Source organism: Rhodococcus sp. NPDC077669, assembly GCF_040686915.1.
In the GTDB taxonomy this organism is placed as follows: domain Bacteria; phylum Actinomycetota; class Actinomycetes; order Mycobacteriales; family Mycobacteriaceae; genus Rhodococcoides; species Rhodococcoides fascians.
The window spans coordinates 20,723-36,061 of record NZ_JBFBMD010000036.1 but is presented as its reverse complement, the minus strand read 5'-3'; the positions used below and the strand labels follow the sequence as shown (position 1 = coordinate 36,061).

Here is a 15,339-nt window from a genome sequence, read left to right as displayed (position 1 = left end):
ACATCATCCGCTGCCTCAAGCGAGCCGTCGCCCGCGAAATGTTCCAACATCTCACCCAGAAAACTGCCACTTGACACTCATAGGAGCATCACATGGTTTACGCAACCAGGGAGCAACCCTCGGGCGTCTGCTGATTCTGGTTCTGCTGGGTGGCCGGGATGGTGTACTGGCCGCCTTCGAGGGCGAGTTCGATGCCGGAGTCGGTGACGGTCAGCGACGTCGGAGCCATGTCCAGCGGGTACGCCTGCAGGCTGTCGGTGAGCACGCCGACGACGGAATCGACCAGATCGGTGGGGATTCCCAGGCCCAGAATCGATGCGTCGACGGTTTGGACGTCGACCTTGCCGCCCGTGACCTGCGGCTTGACGGTCAGCTTCGCAAGCGCGCCGACGGCGAACTCCAGGGTGCCCGCCGACGCGTCGGACGTGACCCCGGAGACGATGGCACCGATGCCCTGGCTCTGCAGGGTGCGGGTGATGCCGTCGGTCGACCACGAGATGTCGGCACTCGAGCTACCGATGGTGCCGCCCGAGTCGGCGCTTTGGGTCAGGTTCAGATCGTTCGCCTCGGCGTGCACGACCATGCCCTCGGCCGGGCCGAATCGAGCATCGTCGCTGTCGACGGTCACCGACGAGACCTTCTTGTCGACCAAGGACAGCAAGACCGGCTTGAAGCCGAGACCCACCTCCACCTGGCTGCCCAGCTCGGACTCGAGCTGGCCGGCGAGGCAGGATTTGATCTGCTGCCGAACGAACAGTTCTCCGCCGATGACGGCGACGAGGAGGACGACAACAACGGAGACTGCGATCAGCGGTACTGTGCTGCGCCTGGCTGAGGATGTCATTCCCGGCAGTCTTCCCGAAGTTTCTGAGCAAGCTCTGTGAAACTCGCCGAGTCCGGGGATTCGATTCGAAAGTTTGTGATGTGTAACACATTCTGACGTACTCTTGCTGCATGAGCACGATAGGACCGAGTGTGCAGGAGCTGCACTCGCTCGCTACCCGGCAGGACGGCTACTTCACCGCCGAACAGGCCGGTGAACTCGGCTTCGACTCTGCGATGGTGCGCGTCAACCTGGCGACGGCCACGTGGACTCGCGTCGAGCGCAACCTGTTTCGGCTCGGGCAGTGGCCGCACAGCGAACTCGAAGTGTTCGCTATGTGGTGCGCGTGGTTCGGCGGCGAGGCAGTGATCTCACACCAGAGCGCCGCCGAATTGCACGGTTTCGGACACCTGCACCCGCAGTTCGTACATCTCTGCGCGTTCGGAGACCTACGACTCACCGACACTCGCCTGGCAGTGCATCGACTGCGGCTCGAGCCGCGTGACGTCGAATCGGCCGGCACGTTCAACATCACCACTCCCGTACGCACGGTCCTCGACCTCGCCGCAGGTGGCATCTCGCAGATCACCCTCGACGAGGTGGTGGGCGACGCCGTGGCTATCGGTCGCGTCGACCCGCAGGCGCTGTACTCCGAGGCCGGCAGCAGCACCGATCGAGTGGCCGAACGCGTCGAACTGGCGCTGTCCGCCTGTACGTAGCGCCAGATTCACGGTGCCGGGGCGACCGTCGACCAGGGTACTGTGAGCACGTTGTCTCGCATGCGGCGGCGGGGGAGTGCGACCGGGAGTCCTTGCTCTGCAAGCACTTTCAATGCCGCCCGCCAACGCAACCGGGGGCCGAACGGGGCCAGTGGTGCCGAGACCGACCACGCGCGGTCGGCGCGGCGCAGCACATCGTGGATCAGCTCGCCCTCGATGTTGCGGTGTATCAACACTTTCGGAAGCCGCTCCGCGATGTCCGACGGCATCTCGACATCGAACGGGTCCCAGGCCAGAGTCAGAGATCGTGGCCCATCGGCGTCGAGCAGCACCCACGCGCAGCGTCGACCGAGTTCGTCGCAGGTGCCGTCGACCAACAGGCCGCCGGGTGCCAGGCCCGACAGAATGCGGTGCCAGGCACCGGGAACCGCGTCCTCGGGATATTGCCGCAGCACGTTGAAGGCCCGCACCAGATTCGGTCGCAGTCCGGCCAACTCGAAGCCGCCACGGGCGAATTCGACGCCGCCGCTTCCTTCGACCACCCGCGCGGGATCGATTTCCAGACCGGTGACTCGGAGATCGGGCCTGACGGTGCGAAGTCGGCCCGCGAGTTCGAGAGTCGTGTTCGGCATCGCCCCGTACCCGAGGTCGACGACGAGGGGGTCCGGTGATTCGCGCAGGACGCGTCGGACATCGGGATCGTGCATCAACCACCGGTCGCTGCGACGCAACCGATTGATGCCGGTGGTGCCGCGGGTGATGACACCCTCAGGCTTGTTCAGGGCTAGGCGTTCTTCTCGAGCCAGTCGGCGGTCACTTCGCCCTCGCCGCGCCACAGGTCGATGAGGTTGACGAGCATCAGTTGCTCGAGTTTGCCGCCGATGAACGGCAGGAACACCTTGGCCTCGGAGGACGTGCGCAGCGTCGAGCCACCGTTGGTGGGGAACAGTGACGTGGTGCCCTTCAGTGAGCCGGGTCCGGCCGGAATCGACGCGTCGTAGTGCCCCGCAGTGGTTTCCCCGTACGCGTCGAAATGCACGTTGCGGGTGATGACCATGTCTTTCTTCATCACCGTCTGTGCGATGTCGGGCAGTTCGGTACGGGGGATGACGTGGTGCATCACGATGTCGATTCCGGCGTCGGACACCTCGAAGCTCTTCAGCTCGTTCTCCGAATACTTACGCATCTCCTCGATGCGCGCGTCCCAGTGCTCGCGACTGGACAGCGCTGCATAGACCTGCTGCGTCGAGTGGGTGAACCGGGCGGAGTAGTTCATTCGGCGAGCCATAGTGCGCCAGGTTACCCAGGAGCGGAGCCTGCGGAGCGACCAGGTTACCCAGGAGTGGAGCCTGCGGAACGACCAGGCTCAGCTGCTTGCTTGCGCGGCGATCCAGTTACCGGTGAAGTCCTGCTCGTTGTCGATGAGCGAGAGAACCTGCTCGCTGATCATCGCTTCGATCTTCCCGCCGAAGATGGGGACCTTGACCTCGGTGGTGCCGGCCAGAGCGACGGTGGTCGTCTCGCCCTTGCCGTCGAGGGTGGTGGTGCCGGTGATGCGCGCGGGTGCTCCTTCGACGGTGGCTCCGAAGGTGCCCGCGGCGTGGGTGCCGTCGAACTGTCCCCAGCTCTCGGTGCGTTCGATGATGAGGTCGCCCTTCTTGAAGGCGGTGACCGCGGACGGCAGCTCTTCCTCGGGGACCGACTGGGTCATGACGACGTCGATGGTGCCGTCTCCGACGGTGACGCTCTTCAAGCTGGCACCGGGGCCGCCGATCTGCTCGATGCGGTCCTTCCAGTACTGCTCGGACGTCAGCGCTGCGTGGACCTTGTCGGCGGAGGCGGGCACAGTCGAGCTGTGCTCAATAGGGCGAGGCATCCCCGCAGGTTACCGGGTGACTGAGGACGTTCGTGCGCGACCGGTAGCGTGAGAGTCCGTGCCTACTGCAATTTCCGAACTCACCACCATCCGGGTGGGCGGCCCAGCCCGTGAATTCACCGTCGCGACGAACGCTGACGAGTTGGTCTCCCTGGTGCGTGACGCGGACCGTGCAGGGACGGATGTGCTGGTCATCGGCGGCGGATCCAACCTGGTCGTCGGCGACGACGGGTTCGACGGCCGGGTGGTTCGGGTGACCGGCTCGCGGTTGGAGATCGACGGCGAGCGGGTGACCGTCGACGCCGGTGTCGAGTGGGATGCCGTCGTACAGGCGACTATCGATGCCGGGCTGTCCGGTATGGAAGCGCTGTCGGGGATCCCGGGCACCACCGGCGCGACGCCGATTCAGAACGTCGGGGCCTACGGTGCGTCGACGTCGGAATTGCTGCACAGCCTCACCGTCTACGACCGGCAGACGCAAGAGACGGCAGTGTGGACGCCGGAGCAGTGCGGATTCGGAACACATCGGTCGTCGGTGTTCAAGCGATCGTCGCGCTACGTGATTCTGGACGTGACGTTCGCGCTGAAGAAGACCACCGAATCGCTGCCGGTGCGCTACGCGGCGTTGTCCGAGCGGCTCGATGTGCAGATCGGCGACGTCGTTCCGGTGCCCGACGTCCGCGCAGCAGTGCTCGCGCTGCGCGGTGAGCGTGGGATGGTGCTCGACGCGGCCGATCACGACACGTGGAGCGTGGGGTCCTTCTTCCTCAACCCGGTGTTGCCGGAGGTGCCGGAGCAGGCAACCCACGCGCCGAGCTTTCCCGACCCGGCCGGCACGAAGATTCCGGCCGCCTGGCTCATTCAAAACTCGGGATTCCCGCGGGGCTACGGCACCGAGTTCGGCCGCGGTACCGCGGCCCTGTCGACCAAACATGTACTCGCGATCACCAACCGGGGTGGGGCCACCGCGTCGGACATCATGGCTCTTGCCGCGCACGTCCGAGACGGTGTGCGAGAGAAGTTCGGGGTCACGCTGACCCCCGAGTGTGACCTCGTCAACTGCGCTCTGGGTTAGGGACGCTCGAAACGGCGCATACGATGGAGATTCGAGAGTTCGGCTCGTAGGAGGTAAGTCAGTGCAGGTCACCAGCGTGGGGCACGCGGGATTCCATATTCGGACCGAGGCGGGGAGCATCCTGTGCGATCCGTGGGTGAACCCGTCCTTCTACGCGTCGTGGTTCCCTTTCCCCGACAACTCGGGCCTGGACTGGGACGAGTTGGGTGATTGCGATTACCTCTACGTCTCGCACCTGCACAAGGACCACTTCGATCCGAAGAACCTGGCCGAACACGTCAACAAGGACGCGACGGTGTTGCTGCCGGACTACCCGGTGCTCGATCTCAAGCACGAGCTGGAGAAGCTCGGCTTCCACAAGTTCTACGAGACCACCGACTCGGTCAAGCACACGCTGACCGGGCCCAAGGGCGATCTCGACATCATGATCATCGCGCTTCGCGCGCCTGCCGACGGCCCGATCGGCGACTCCGGCCTGGTGGTGTCCGACGGGAAGACCGTCGCGTTCAACATGAACGACGCGCGGCCGGTGGACCTGGACATGATGACCGAGCAGTTCGGTCCCGTCGACGTCCACATGCTGCAGTATTCGGGCGCGATCTGGTACCCGATGGTCTACGACATGGTCTCGCGTGCGAAGCGAAACTTCGGTATCCAGAAGCGTCAGCGACAGATGGATCGTGCGCGTCAGTACATCGAGCAGGTCGGCTCCACGTGGGTCATTCCGTCGGCGGGCCCGCCGTGTTTCCTCGACGACGAACTGCGCTCGCTCAACGACGTCTACGGCGACCCGGCCAACGTGTTCCCGGACCAGATGGTGTTTCTCGAGCAGATGCGCCTGCACGGTCACGACAAGGGTCTGCTGATGATTCCGGGCACGACGGCCACGTTCGAGGGTTCGGATCTGAAGTCCCACGAGCATCCCATCCCCACGGCCGACGCCGAAGCCATCTTCACCACCGGCAAAGCCGACTACATCGAGGCCTACGCCCAGCGTCAGGCGTCGGTCATCGCAGCCGAGAAGGCAGGCTGGGCACCGGCCGAGGGCGAGCCGCTGCTCGAGCCGCTGCGCGGACTGTTCGAGCCGATCATGGCGCAGACGGATCTGATCTGTGATGGCATCGGCTACCCCGTCGGCATCACGATGGGTGACGAGACGGTTGTGCTGGACTTCCCGAAAAGGATTGTCCGAGAGCCTATCTCGAACGAGAAGTTCCGATACAGCTTCACGATCCCGCCGGAACTCGTACGCACCGCAGTGCGTGATCAGGAGCCGGACTGGGTCAACTCGATCTTCCTGTCCACCCGGTTCCGGGCCCGACGCGTCGGCGGGTACAACGAGTTCCTCTACACGTTCTTCAAGTGCCTCACGGACGAACGCATCGCCTACGCGGACGGTTGGTTCTCCGAGGCGCACGACGACACCGCCACCATCACGATGGGCGGCTACGAAATTCAACGTCGCTGCCCGCACCTGAAGGCGGACCTGACGAAGTTCGGCATCGTCGAGGGCAACAAGCTCACCTGCAACCTGCACGGCTGGGACTGGAACCTGGACTCGGGCCGCTGCCTGACGTCGAAGGGACACGAGCTGCGCTCGCAGAAGCTCTGACTCGTCGTCGACGGTTCGCTGTGAGACTGCCCCCAAAAACAGTGGGAAATGTGGGGTAGTTCGCAGACGCAGGTACGTTGGACAACGTGCATGAGCAGGTAGAACAGACAAAACGGACGCGCATGGTGTGGTTGGTCACCGTGCTCGTCGCACTGGTTGCGTTAGTAGCCGGCTGCACCGTCGGATCGGGCGACAAGAGCCCCGGTGCTTCGGCACCGACGACCGAGGCAGCGCCCGTCGCGCAGATCACGCAGAACCCGGCCGAAGGTGCCACCGACGTCAGCCCGGTGGCACCGATCTCGGTGTCGGTGACGAACGGAACGCTCACCCAGGTCGAGTTGACGAACCCGGACGGCAAGATCGTTCAGGGTGCGCTGGCACCCGACAAGGCGTCCTACGCCGTCACCGAGCCACTCGGGTACGGGGTGAAATACACGTGGTCCGGTTCCGCCGTCGGCGCGGACAACAAGACCGTGCCGATCGAGGGCAGCTTCACCACCGTCGAACCGGACAGCCGCACCTCGGTGAGCACCAACATCGGCGACGGCCAGGAAGTCGGCATCGCAGCGACGATCATCCTGCAGTTCGACTCGGCGATCGAGGACAAGGCAGCCGTCGAGAAGGCGCTGACCGTCACCACCAACCCGCCGACGCCCGGTGCCTGGGCGTGGTTCCCCGACGACAACGGCTCGCGCATCCACTGGCGTCCCACCAACTACTGGACGCCCGGCACGACGGTCTCGGTGAACGCCAAGCTCTACGGCGTGAACTACGGCGACGGTGCCTACGGGGCCGACGACGTCACCCTCAACTTCAGCATCGGACGCAGCCAGGTCGTCGTCGCCGACGCCACCAGCCACCGCATGCAGGTGGTGCGTGACGGCGCGACGATCATGGACATTCCCGTCAGCTACGGCGAGGGCAACGAGGATCGCAACGTCACCCGCAGCGGCATCCACGTCGTCACCGAGAAGCACGAGGACTTCCTGATGTCGAACCCGCCGTTCTACGAGAACGTGCGCGAACGCTGGGCGGTGCGCATCTCCAACAATGGCGAGTTCATTCACGCCAACCCGCTGACCACCGGCGTGCAGGGCGCATCGAACGTCACGAACGGATGTATCAACCTCTCGACGGAGGACGCGCAGCAGTACTTCGGCACGGCGATGTACGGCGATCCGGTGGAGGTCACCGGCACCCGCATCGACCTCTCCGCAGCGGACGGTGACCTGTACGACTGGGCCATCGACTGGCCGACGTGGGAGTCGATGTCGGCGCTCCCTGCCGGCGGGGCGCCAGCGACGACGACGCCTGCGACAACGGCACCCGCGACGACAACGGCACCTGCGCCCGCGGGGTAGAGCGCTGCGCGCATGTGAGTGGAACCTCGTAGCCCACTACGAAGTTCCACTCACATGGGTTACTTACGGGAGAAGCGCCCCGGACCGGCCTGATCGCGTGGCTTGATGATGATCTGATCGAGATTGACGTGCGACGGGCGGGAGGCGACGAAGCCGATCACCTCGGCGATGTCGCTTGCGACCAACGGCGTGATGCCCTGGTAGACCGCGTCGGCCTTGGCCGCGTCACCGTCGAAGCGGACGAGTGAGAATTCGGTTTCCACGGCACCCGGTGCAACCTCGGTCAACCGCACCGGTTTGCCGAGCAGCTCGCCGCGCAGCGTCCGATGCAGTACGGCCTGAGCATGTTTGGCGGAGGTGTAACCCGAGCCGTTGTCGTACGCCTCGAATGCCGCGACGGAGGTGATGGTGACGATCAGGCCGTCGCCGGAATCGATCAGCTTGGGCAGCAACGCTTTCGTGACGCGCAGTGTGCCGAGAACGTTGGTCTCCCACATCCAGCGCCAGTCGTCGAGGTCGGCGTCGATCACCGGGGCCAATCCCTTTGCGCCACCGGCATTGTTGATCAGGACGTCGACGCGGGGGATGACGGCGGTGAAGGCGGCCACCGAATCCTCGTCCGTCACATCGAGTTCCAGGGCGGTGCCGCCGATCTCCGAGGCCAGTTCTTCGAGTCGGTCGAGCCTGCGTGCGCCGATGACGACGTGGAATCCGTCGGCGGCGAGTTGGCGCGCAGCGGCCGCGCCGATGCCGGAACTCGCTCCGGTGACGACGGCGATGCGGGTATCGGGTGCGAAGTGTTCGGGCGAGGTCATGGAGAAATTCTAGTTCGGGAGAAACAGCGCATCCGGACGGGCCCGATTGGACAATCGGGCTTCGAGTGCTAATTTTGGTTTCATGTCCGCCAGCGAGACCACCGCGATGCGGGTCACCTATGTGACCGCGTCCCTCGGGTCTCGCCTCCCGCTTCCTCGGGAATTGTGTTGTCTCGGCCAAGGAACCTGTCTCTAGCCTTCTCGCGCTACGGGCAGTCGATTCGCGTGACGTGGACCTCCCCGGTCTGCCTCACCCCTTGACCTGCACCACTTCGCTCTTTCGTCGACGTTGCTTTTCACGAGACGAGAGTTTTCCACTGCTGAGGAACACGACGGATGTCCGTATCCACGCTGCACCACCACTCTCGCCCCACCGCGCTGCGCTCGCCGGCGCGGTCCACCTCCCACGCCCCGCTGCGATCGCGGGTTCAGCTCGTCGCGCCCGATCTTCGGATTGCCGACAGTCCCGCGGCGTCGGTACTGCGGGTAGCATGCGTCGAGGGCCCGATCTCGCGTGACAGTGCCGCCCGCACAACGGGTTTGAGCATTGCCACGGTCAATCGTCAGGTGTCTGCTCTGCTCGGCGTCGGATTGCTGCGCGAGCGCGCGGACCTCACGGCCGCCGGTGCGATCGGACGACCCCGCGTGCCGTTCGAGGTCAATCACGAGCCGTTCTCGACCATCGGGATCCATATCGGTGCCGTCGTCACCGGGATCATCGTCAGCGATCCGCGCGGAAAGATCCTGGGGGCTGTGGAGATTCCCACGCCGAGCGGGTCCGCCGATGCGGCGCTCGCTTCGATCACCCGCAGCGCCGGGGCCTTCGCCGGCAGATGGCATCGGCGCACCCCACTGTGGGTGGGGGTTGCCCTCGGCGGCCGTGTCGACACGACGACCGGCACCGTCGATCATCCGCGTCTGGGCTGGGAGAACGCCCAGGTGGCGGGTGTCATCGGCGGTGGGTTGGGGCTACCGATCTCTGTTTCCGGCCACGTCGAAGCGATGGCGGCGTCGGAACTTCTGCTCGCGCCCCGCGTATCGGACGCCGCTGCTCCGCCGAGCACCACCGGCACCTCGCTCTACTTCTATGCACGCGAAAGCGCAGGTATGGCGCTGACGATCGACGGCCGCGTGCACACTCCGTCCAGCGGACCCGGGTCGATCGCTCACCTGCCCACCGGCTCGTCGGTGCTGTGCAGCTGCGGCAACCGGGGCTGCCTCGAAGCGGCCGTCAGCGATCGCGCGATCGTGACCGCGGCGATCGACCGCAAAATTTTCGCGAGCGTAGCCCGCGGAGCCCGGCCGACTATCTCCGCCGTGTACCGAGCCGCGACCGACGGCTCGGAGGCGGCCAGGGACTTGCTCGTCGAACGGGCCGTCACGTTGGGTCGGACGGTCGCCCTGTTACGCGACATGTTCAATCCGGATCGAGTGGTACTCGGTGGCCAGGCGTTCACGGCGTACCCCGCCGGGATTCCGCACGTGGGGGAGGCCTTCGCCGCCAATTCGACATTGCCGCGCAGGGACATTCGGGTCACCGGATTCGGCGACAGGGTGCAGGAATTCGCCGCAACGGTGGTCTCGCTCAGTTCCCTGTACTCGGATCCACTGGCCTCGATGCGCCGAGCAGCCGCGTAAGTTGACCCCACATGAGCACCCCTGCAGCAGGACCGGTTCGGCAGGCCACCGGCATCGACGGAACGAACATCGTCTATCGCGTCACCGGTGACCCGGCGGCGAGACCCCTGGTTCTGCTGCACGGGTGGGCGCAGAGTTCGTCGTGTTGGGGCGACGGGCTGCTGGCCGATCTTTCGTCGCGCTACCGCGTCGTCGCCGTCGACCTGCGTGGCCACGGTTACTCCGATGCCCCCGAGGCCGGATACGACGACTCGAAGATCTGGGCCGGGGACGTGGCCGCGGTGCTGGACGCCGAGAACATCACGGCGGGCGCAGTGCTGCTGGGGTGGTCGTACGGCGGGCTGGTGATCTGCGATTATCTCGCGACTCACGGCTCGGACGCGATCGCGGGCATCGTGCTCGTGGGCGCGATCACGAGTATCGGCAGAGGCGAGGCAGGCGGACGGGTGGGCACGGCCATGCGGGCGGCGATCCCCGGGGCGATGGCGGAAGAACCGCGTATCGCGATCAAGGCACTGGGTAGTTTCGGCAACGCGTTGACGGGTCCTGTGGAAGGAAAAGGCACCGAAGCGCAGGCCCTGTTCGGGTTGACCCTGTCCACCCGGCCGCGGGTTCGCGCCGCGTTGTTCGATCGCGCCGTCGGCCACGACGAGCTGCTACGCAACCTCGATGTCCCCGCCTTCGTGCTGCACGGAACCGACGACACCGTCGTCGATGTCTCGGCCGGTCGGCACGCCGCGGACCTCATTCCCGGAGCCGGCGCGTCGTACTGGGACGGCGTCGACCACGGCCCGTTCGTCGCCGATCCCGAGCGCTTCCTCGGCGAGGTGAGCGAATTCGTCGACGGTCTGGACGGGTGAGCAAAAGCGCAGGCCGTGCGAAGCGGCAGACGTGGCGACGTAATGTGGAGCCGTGCACGCTGAAGAAGTGACTGGACGCCGGCTGAACAGGGTCGCTGTGTTGTCCTTGCATACCTCCCCGCTGGCGCAGCCCGGAACGGGCGATGCCGGGGGAATGAACGTCTACGTACTGCAGAGCGCCAAGCAGTTGGCCGAACGCGGCGTCGAGGTCGAGATATTCACCCGCGCGACGTCGTCGAGCGACGCGCCGGTCGTCGAGGCCGCTCCCGGGGTGCTGGTACGCAACATCGTCGCGGGGCCGTTCGAGGGTCTGGACAAACACGACCTGCCCACTCAACTGTGTGCTTTCGCGGCCGGGGTGCTCCGCGAGGAAGCTCGGCACGAGCCCGGCTACTACGACCTGGTTCATTCGCACTACTGGCTGTCGGGTCAGGTGGGGTGGTTGGCGCGTGATCGCTGGGGAGTGCCGTTGGTGCACACGGCGCACACCCTCGCCGCCGTCAAGAACGCGTCCCTGGCTCAGGGCGATGCACCCGAGCCCGCGGCCCGTCAGATCGGTGAGCAGCAGGTGGTCGCCGAGGCCGATCGATTGATCGCCAACACCACCGAGGAAGCGAAATCGCTCGTCGAGATCTACGGGGCTCGGCAGGAGTCGATCGACGTGGTTGCCCCGGGAGCCGATCTGGCGCAATACAACCCGGGAGACAAGCGGGCCGCACGTGCCGCGCTCGGACTCTCGCAGGACGAGGCCGTCGTCGCGTTCGTCGGGCGGATCCAACCTCTCAAGGCCCCCGACGTTCTGGTCGCAGCGGCTGCCGAAGTGCTGCAACGACATCCGAGCATGCCGCTGCGGATCCTGATCGTCGGCGGGCCGTCCGGCAGCGGGTTGGACCGACCCGACAGTCTGATCGATCTGGCCGATACGCTCGGGATCACCCCGCACGTGACGTTCATGCCGCCGCAGCCGTCCGCTCGCCTGGCGCAGGTGTACCGAGCCGCCGACCTCGTGGCGGTGCCGAGCTACAACGAATCGTTCGGTCTGGTGGCGATCGAAGCCCAGGCCTGTGGAACACCGGTTCTCGCAGCAGATGTCGGCGGGCTCGGTGTCGCGGTGCGATCCGGTGAAACCGGGCGACTGGTGCAGGGACACCGCATCGCGGACTGGGCCGACGCGTTGGCGTCGATGCTCGTCGATCGAGCGGCGTTGTCCGAGATGGCAATTGCCGCACCGCTCCATGCGCGAAACTTCTCGTGGGAACACACCGCGGACGGCCTGATCGAGAGCTACCGGCAGGCCCGATTCCACTTCGATCGAGGCGAGGCACCGAGTGAATTCTCGCCGCGACGAGTCCGAGGATTGTCGAAATTGCGCAGATCGGGAGCAGTGACTGCATGAGCGAAACCGCCGAACTGATCGACCGGGTCCTGAAGGATCGCGAACTGGATTACACGCGGCGCGGCGAGGTGTTCACCGTCGAACTGCCCGGGGAACGCAAACTGAAGACGACGACGATGGTGACCGTCGGACACCACGGGGTGCGCATCGAGGCATTCGTCTGCCGCAAGCCCGACGAGAACTTCGAGGGCGTCTACAAATACCTGCTGCGTCGCAACCGTCGGCTGTACGGAGTGCATTACACGATCGACAAGGTCGGCGACATCTACCTGGTGGGCCGAATGTCGTTGCGCGCCGTCGACGGTGACGAACTCGATCGGATCTTCGGTCAGACCCTCGAGGCGGCCGACGGCGATTTCAACGTGCTGCTCGAGCTGGGATTCGCGGAGTCGATCAAGCGCGAATGGGCCTGGCGCGTGTCACGCGGTGAATCGCTCGCGAATCTGAAGGCGTTCGAGCACCTGGTGGCCAGTGGCAGCAGCGACGAGCCGGAACATCCGTAACTCGCCGGAAACGGCTGGGTATTGCCCTCGGTAACGTCCGGTTCCTAGCCTGAGGTCATGACCAGGCCCGAGGACACTCGCCCGCCGCTGCTGCAGATGTTCGGCTACGGCATGCAGCACATTCTGTCCATGTTCGGCGGTGTCATCGCCGTCCCGATCATCGTGGGCGGAGCAGCCGGCCTGTCCGGGGCCGATCAAGCGCTGCTCATCTCGTGCGCGCTGTTCGTCAGTGGCGTCGCGACCGTGCTGCAGACCGTCGGAGTGCCCTTCTTCGGCTCGCAACTGCCGCTGGTGCAAGGCATCTCGTTTGCATCGGTGTCGACGGTGCTGACCATCATCGGCAGCGCCGAGGACGGTAGAACCGGGCTCCGCACGGTCCTCGGGGCCGTCCTGGTGGCCGCGCTGATCGGTTTGGCCATCGCCCCGTTCTTCTCGAAGATCGTCCGCTTCTTCCCACCCCTGGTGACCGGAAGCATCATCACCGTCATCGGGCTGTCGCTGATGCCGGTGGCCGCACGCTGGATCACCGGCCAGGAGATGGTGGGCGGTGCGCCGAACCCCGAGTACCTGGACCCCGGCAACATCGGACTGGCGATGTTCACCCTGCTCGCGGTGCTGGTGATGACCAAGATCAAGGTGCTCTCGCGCCTGTCCATCCTGCTCGGACTCGTCGTCGGGACGATCGCAGCACTGATCGTGGGCAAGACGGACTTCGGCGGCGTCGGGGACGCCGCGGTGGTCGCGGTGCCCACCCCGTTCGCCTTCGGCTCGCCGATCTTCGCCGTCGGCGCGATCGTGTCGATGACGATCGTGATCCTGGTGGTGATGGTCGAGACCACGGCCGACATCCTGGCCGTCGGGGAGGTCGTCGGAACCGACGTCGACTCCCGACGTGTCGGCGACGGTTTGCGCGCAGACATGGTCTCCTCGGCCGTCGCCCCCATCTTCAACACGTTCCCGGCCACGGCGTTCGCACAGAACGTGGGACTGGTTGCGATGACCGGCATCAAGAGCCGCTTCGTCGTCGCCCTGGGCGGCGGCGTGCTTGCGCTGCTGGGTCTTTCGCCGGTTCTCGCGGCGGTGGTCGGCGTGGTTCCGCTGCCCGTGCTCGGCGGTGCCGGAATCGCCCTGTTCGGAACCGTCGCCGCCAGTGGAATCCGCACCCTCGGCAAGGTGAACTACGACAACAACGCCAACGTCGTCATCGTGGCGGTGACCTTGGCTTTCGGTCTCATTCCTGTTGTTGCCGGCGACTTCTGGGACGAGTTCCCGAACTGGTTCGTCACGGTGTTCCATTCCGGAATCAGTGCCGCAAGCATTGTCGCAGTGGTGCTCAACGTATTCTTCAACGTATTCAAGCCCGGTACGCCGTCGAATCCATCGGTGGTCGCCGCGGGCCCGGCAGTGATGGTGCGCGAGGACGAAGCACGGGTACTCGGCAAAGGCGGAACCTTGCCCGGCAAGGTCGCGCCCGAAACCGATACCTGAGTGAAATCCTGCGCACCCAGGTTCGCGCGAGTACCGTCCCGAAACAGACGAAACACACATCGATATTGGAGGACATCTTGTCATTCGTTACCCGCACGAGTACGCGGAAGGCAGCACTCGGCGGCGTCGCGTCGCTCGGTGCCATCGCCCTGATCGCAGGCTGTGGATCCGCACCCGAGAACGAAGGATCCGGCGGGGGCGGCTCGAGTGACTTCCTGCCCTGCATGGTCTCCGACAGTGGCGGATTCGACGACAAGTCGTTCAACCAGCTCGGTTTCGAAGGACTCACCGAGGCAGCAGGCGAGCTCAGCGTCGAGCCGCGCACCGTCGAGTCCACGTCGCCCACCGACTACGCCCCCAACATCAACAACCTCGTCGATCAGGGCTGCAACCTGATCGTCACCGTCGGATTCGACCTGGCCGACGCCACCAAGGTCGCGGCCGAGGCCAACACCGACATCGATTTCGCGATCATCGACGACTCCTCGATCGATCTGCCGAACGTCAAGCCGCTGACCTACGACGCGTCGCAGTCGGCATTCCTGGCCGGTTACGCCGCCGCCAGCTACAGCAAGACCGGAGTCGTCGGCACCTTCGGCGGCTCGCAGCTGCCGACCGTCACCATCTTCATGGACGGTTTCGCCGACGGTGTGAACTACTTCAACGAGCAGAAGGGCAAGGCAGTCCGCGTCATCGGATGGGACGTGCCTTCCCAGAACGGCTCGTTCACCGGCGGATTCACCGCCAACGAGGTCGCCAAGAACACCGCCCAGGGCCTGATCGACCAGAACGCCGACGTCATCTTCCCGGTCGGTGGACCCATCTATCAGAGTGCGGCGCAGGCCATTCGGGACTCCTCTCGTCCGGTTGCGCTGATCGGTGCGGATGCCGACGTCTTCGAGTCGGACCCGTCGGTCGGCGACCTGCTGCTCACCTCGGTGACCAAGGGCCTCAAGACCAGTGTCGACGAGGTAGTGGCCAACTCCGGTGCAGACAAGTTCGACAACAGCCCGTACGTGGGCACGCTCGAGAACGACGGCGTCGGCATCGCGCCGTTCCACGACTTCGAGTCCCAGGTCGACCCCGCACTGCAGGGCGAACTGGACACGATCAAGGCCGGCATCGTCGACGGGTCCATCACCGTCGAATCGCCGTCGGCACCCAAGTAGCCTC

Annotated in this window: 15 protein-coding genes; 10 read left to right on the top strand and 5 right to left on the bottom strand. The window is 65.3% G+C overall.

Annotated elements, in window-relative coordinates; translation table 11 throughout:
- Positions 1-97: 97 nt before the first annotated feature.
- Positions 98-844 carry a DUF2993 domain-containing protein gene (locus tag AB0P23_RS23855; protein WP_027498387.1) on the bottom strand — a complete coding sequence of 249 codons (747 nt, stop codon included), beginning with the start codon at positions 842-844 and terminating at the stop codon, positions 98-100.
- 110 nt (positions 845-954) lie between these two features.
- Here AB0P23_RS23855 and AB0P23_RS23850 point away from each other — a divergent pair, with 110 nt between their 5' ends.
- Positions 955-1,542: a type IV toxin-antitoxin system AbiEi family antitoxin gene (locus AB0P23_RS23850; protein ID WP_032365186.1), complete on the top strand. Its 588-nt coding sequence runs from the start codon at positions 955-957 to the stop codon at positions 1,540-1,542.
- An 8-nt stretch (positions 1,543-1,550) separates the two neighbouring features.
- Here AB0P23_RS23850 and AB0P23_RS23845 read toward each other — a convergent pair whose 3' ends face one another.
- The 3 genes from AB0P23_RS23845 to AB0P23_RS23835 form a co-directional block, all read right to left on the bottom strand.
- A complete protein-coding gene (locus tag AB0P23_RS23845; protein WP_032369788.1) occupies positions 1,551-2,249 on the bottom strand; it encodes a methylase in 699 nt (232 codons plus the stop codon).
- Between the two features lie 77 nt (positions 2,250-2,326).
- The gene (locus AB0P23_RS23840; protein ID WP_032381240.1) at positions 2,327-2,830 is read right to left on the bottom strand and encodes a DUF2505 domain-containing protein; all 504 of its coding nucleotides are present in this window, start codon (positions 2,828-2,830) and stop codon (positions 2,327-2,329) included.
- A 78-nt stretch (positions 2,831-2,908) separates the two neighbouring features.
- Positions 2,909-3,418 (bottom strand): DUF2505 domain-containing protein, encoded by a 510-nt coding sequence (locus tag AB0P23_RS23835; protein WP_032386177.1) that lies wholly within the window; start codon positions 3,416-3,418, stop codon positions 2,909-2,911.
- Between the two features lie 58 nt (positions 3,419-3,476).
- Between AB0P23_RS23835 and AB0P23_RS23830 the strand changes: the two genes are divergently transcribed.
- The 3 genes from AB0P23_RS23830 to AB0P23_RS23820 all read left to right on the top strand — a co-directional run bounded on the left by AB0P23_RS23830 (position 3,477) and on the right by AB0P23_RS23820 (position 7,466).
- Positions 3,477-4,493, top strand: a complete 1,017-nt coding sequence (locus AB0P23_RS23830) for a UDP-N-acetylmuramate dehydrogenase (RefSeq protein ID WP_032399558.1) — start codon at positions 3,477-3,479, stop codon at positions 4,491-4,493.
- A gap of 61 nt (positions 4,494-4,554) precedes the next feature.
- On the top strand, positions 4,555-6,105 hold the full coding sequence (locus tag AB0P23_RS23825; RefSeq protein WP_032399557.1) for an MBL fold metallo-hydrolase: 1,551 nt from the start codon (positions 4,555-4,557) through the stop codon (positions 6,103-6,105).
- A 122-nt stretch (positions 6,106-6,227) separates the two neighbouring features.
- Positions 6,228-7,466, top strand: a complete 1,239-nt coding sequence (locus tag AB0P23_RS23820; RefSeq protein ID WP_363799604.1) for an Ig-like domain-containing protein — start codon at positions 6,228-6,230, stop codon at positions 7,464-7,466.
- A gap of 59 nt (positions 7,467-7,525) precedes the next feature.
- On the opposite strand, the gene AB0P23_RS23815 is transcribed toward AB0P23_RS23820, so the two are convergent.
- The gene (locus AB0P23_RS23815; RefSeq protein ID WP_363799601.1) at positions 7,526-8,281 is read right to left on the bottom strand and encodes an SDR family NAD(P)-dependent oxidoreductase; all 756 of its coding nucleotides are present in this window, start codon (positions 8,279-8,281) and stop codon (positions 7,526-7,528) included.
- A 336-nt stretch (positions 8,282-8,617) separates the two neighbouring features.
- On the opposite strand from AB0P23_RS23815, the gene AB0P23_RS23810 reads away from it, so the two are divergent.
- The 6 genes from AB0P23_RS23810 to AB0P23_RS23785 all read left to right on the top strand — a co-directional run bounded on the left by AB0P23_RS23810 (position 8,618) and on the right by AB0P23_RS23785 (position 15,335).
- Positions 8,618-9,919 carry an ROK family protein gene (locus AB0P23_RS23810; protein WP_363799599.1) on the top strand — a complete coding sequence of 434 codons (1,302 nt, stop codon included), beginning with the start codon at positions 8,618-8,620 and terminating at the stop codon, positions 9,917-9,919.
- A gap of 11 nt (positions 9,920-9,930) precedes the next feature.
- Positions 9,931-10,779 (top strand): alpha/beta hydrolase, encoded by an 849-nt coding sequence (locus AB0P23_RS23805; RefSeq protein WP_222066637.1) that lies wholly within the window; start codon positions 9,931-9,933, stop codon positions 10,777-10,779.
- Positions 10,780-10,846: 67 nt separating this feature from the next.
- A complete protein-coding gene (gene mshA, locus AB0P23_RS23800; protein WP_032390617.1) occupies positions 10,847-12,175 on the top strand; it encodes a D-inositol-3-phosphate glycosyltransferase in 1,329 nt (442 codons plus the stop codon).
- Positions 12,172-12,678 carry a YbjN domain-containing protein gene (locus AB0P23_RS23795; protein ID WP_032369782.1) on the top strand — a complete coding sequence of 169 codons (507 nt, stop codon included), beginning with the start codon at positions 12,172-12,174 and terminating at the stop codon, positions 12,676-12,678. Before mshA ends, AB0P23_RS23795 begins: the two co-directional genes overlap by 4 nt.
- A 57-nt stretch (positions 12,679-12,735) precedes the next feature.
- Entirely contained in the window at positions 12,736-14,166 is a 1,431-nt protein-coding gene (locus AB0P23_RS23790; RefSeq protein ID WP_363799597.1) for a nucleobase:cation symporter-2 family protein, read from the top strand.
- A gap of 77 nt (positions 14,167-14,243) precedes the next feature.
- Positions 14,244-15,335, top strand: coding sequence for a BMP family ABC transporter substrate-binding protein (locus AB0P23_RS23785; RefSeq protein WP_363799595.1), 1,092 nt, complete (start codon positions 14,244-14,246; stop codon positions 15,333-15,335).
- Positions 15,336-15,339 lie beyond the last annotated feature (4 nt).

Coding starts and splice junctions, on each gene's coding strand:
- AB0P23_RS23855 (WP_027498387.1), bottom strand. CDS start 844: ATGACATCCTCAGCCAGGCGCAGCACAGTACCGCTGATCGCAGTCTCC.
- AB0P23_RS23850 (WP_032365186.1), top strand. CDS start 955: ATGAGCACGATAGGACCGAGTGTGCAGGAGCTGCACTCGCTCGCTACC.
- AB0P23_RS23845 (WP_032369788.1), bottom strand. CDS start 2,249: ATGCACGATCCCGATGTCCGACGCGTCCTGCGCGAATCACCGGACCCC.
- AB0P23_RS23840 (WP_032381240.1), bottom strand. CDS start 2,830: ATGGCTCGCCGAATGAACTACTCCGCCCGGTTCACCCACTCGACGCAG.
- AB0P23_RS23835 (WP_032386177.1), bottom strand. CDS start 3,418: ATGCCTCGCCCTATTGAGCACAGCTCGACTGTGCCCGCCTCCGCCGAC.
- AB0P23_RS23820 (WP_363799604.1), top strand. CDS start 6,228: ATGGTGTGGTTGGTCACCGTGCTCGTCGCACTGGTTGCGTTAGTAGCC.
- AB0P23_RS23815 (WP_363799601.1), bottom strand. CDS start 8,281: ATGACCTCGCCCGAACACTTCGCACCCGATACCCGCATCGCCGTCGTC.
- AB0P23_RS23810 (WP_363799599.1), top strand. CDS start 8,618: ATGTCCGTATCCACGCTGCACCACCACTCTCGCCCCACCGCGCTGCGC.
- AB0P23_RS23805 (WP_222066637.1), top strand. CDS start 9,931: ATGAGCACCCCTGCAGCAGGACCGGTTCGGCAGGCCACCGGCATCGAC.
- AB0P23_RS23795 (WP_032369782.1), top strand. CDS start 12,172: ATGAGCGAAACCGCCGAACTGATCGACCGGGTCCTGAAGGATCGCGAA.
- AB0P23_RS23790 (WP_363799597.1), top strand. CDS start 12,736: ATGACCAGGCCCGAGGACACTCGCCCGCCGCTGCTGCAGATGTTCGGC.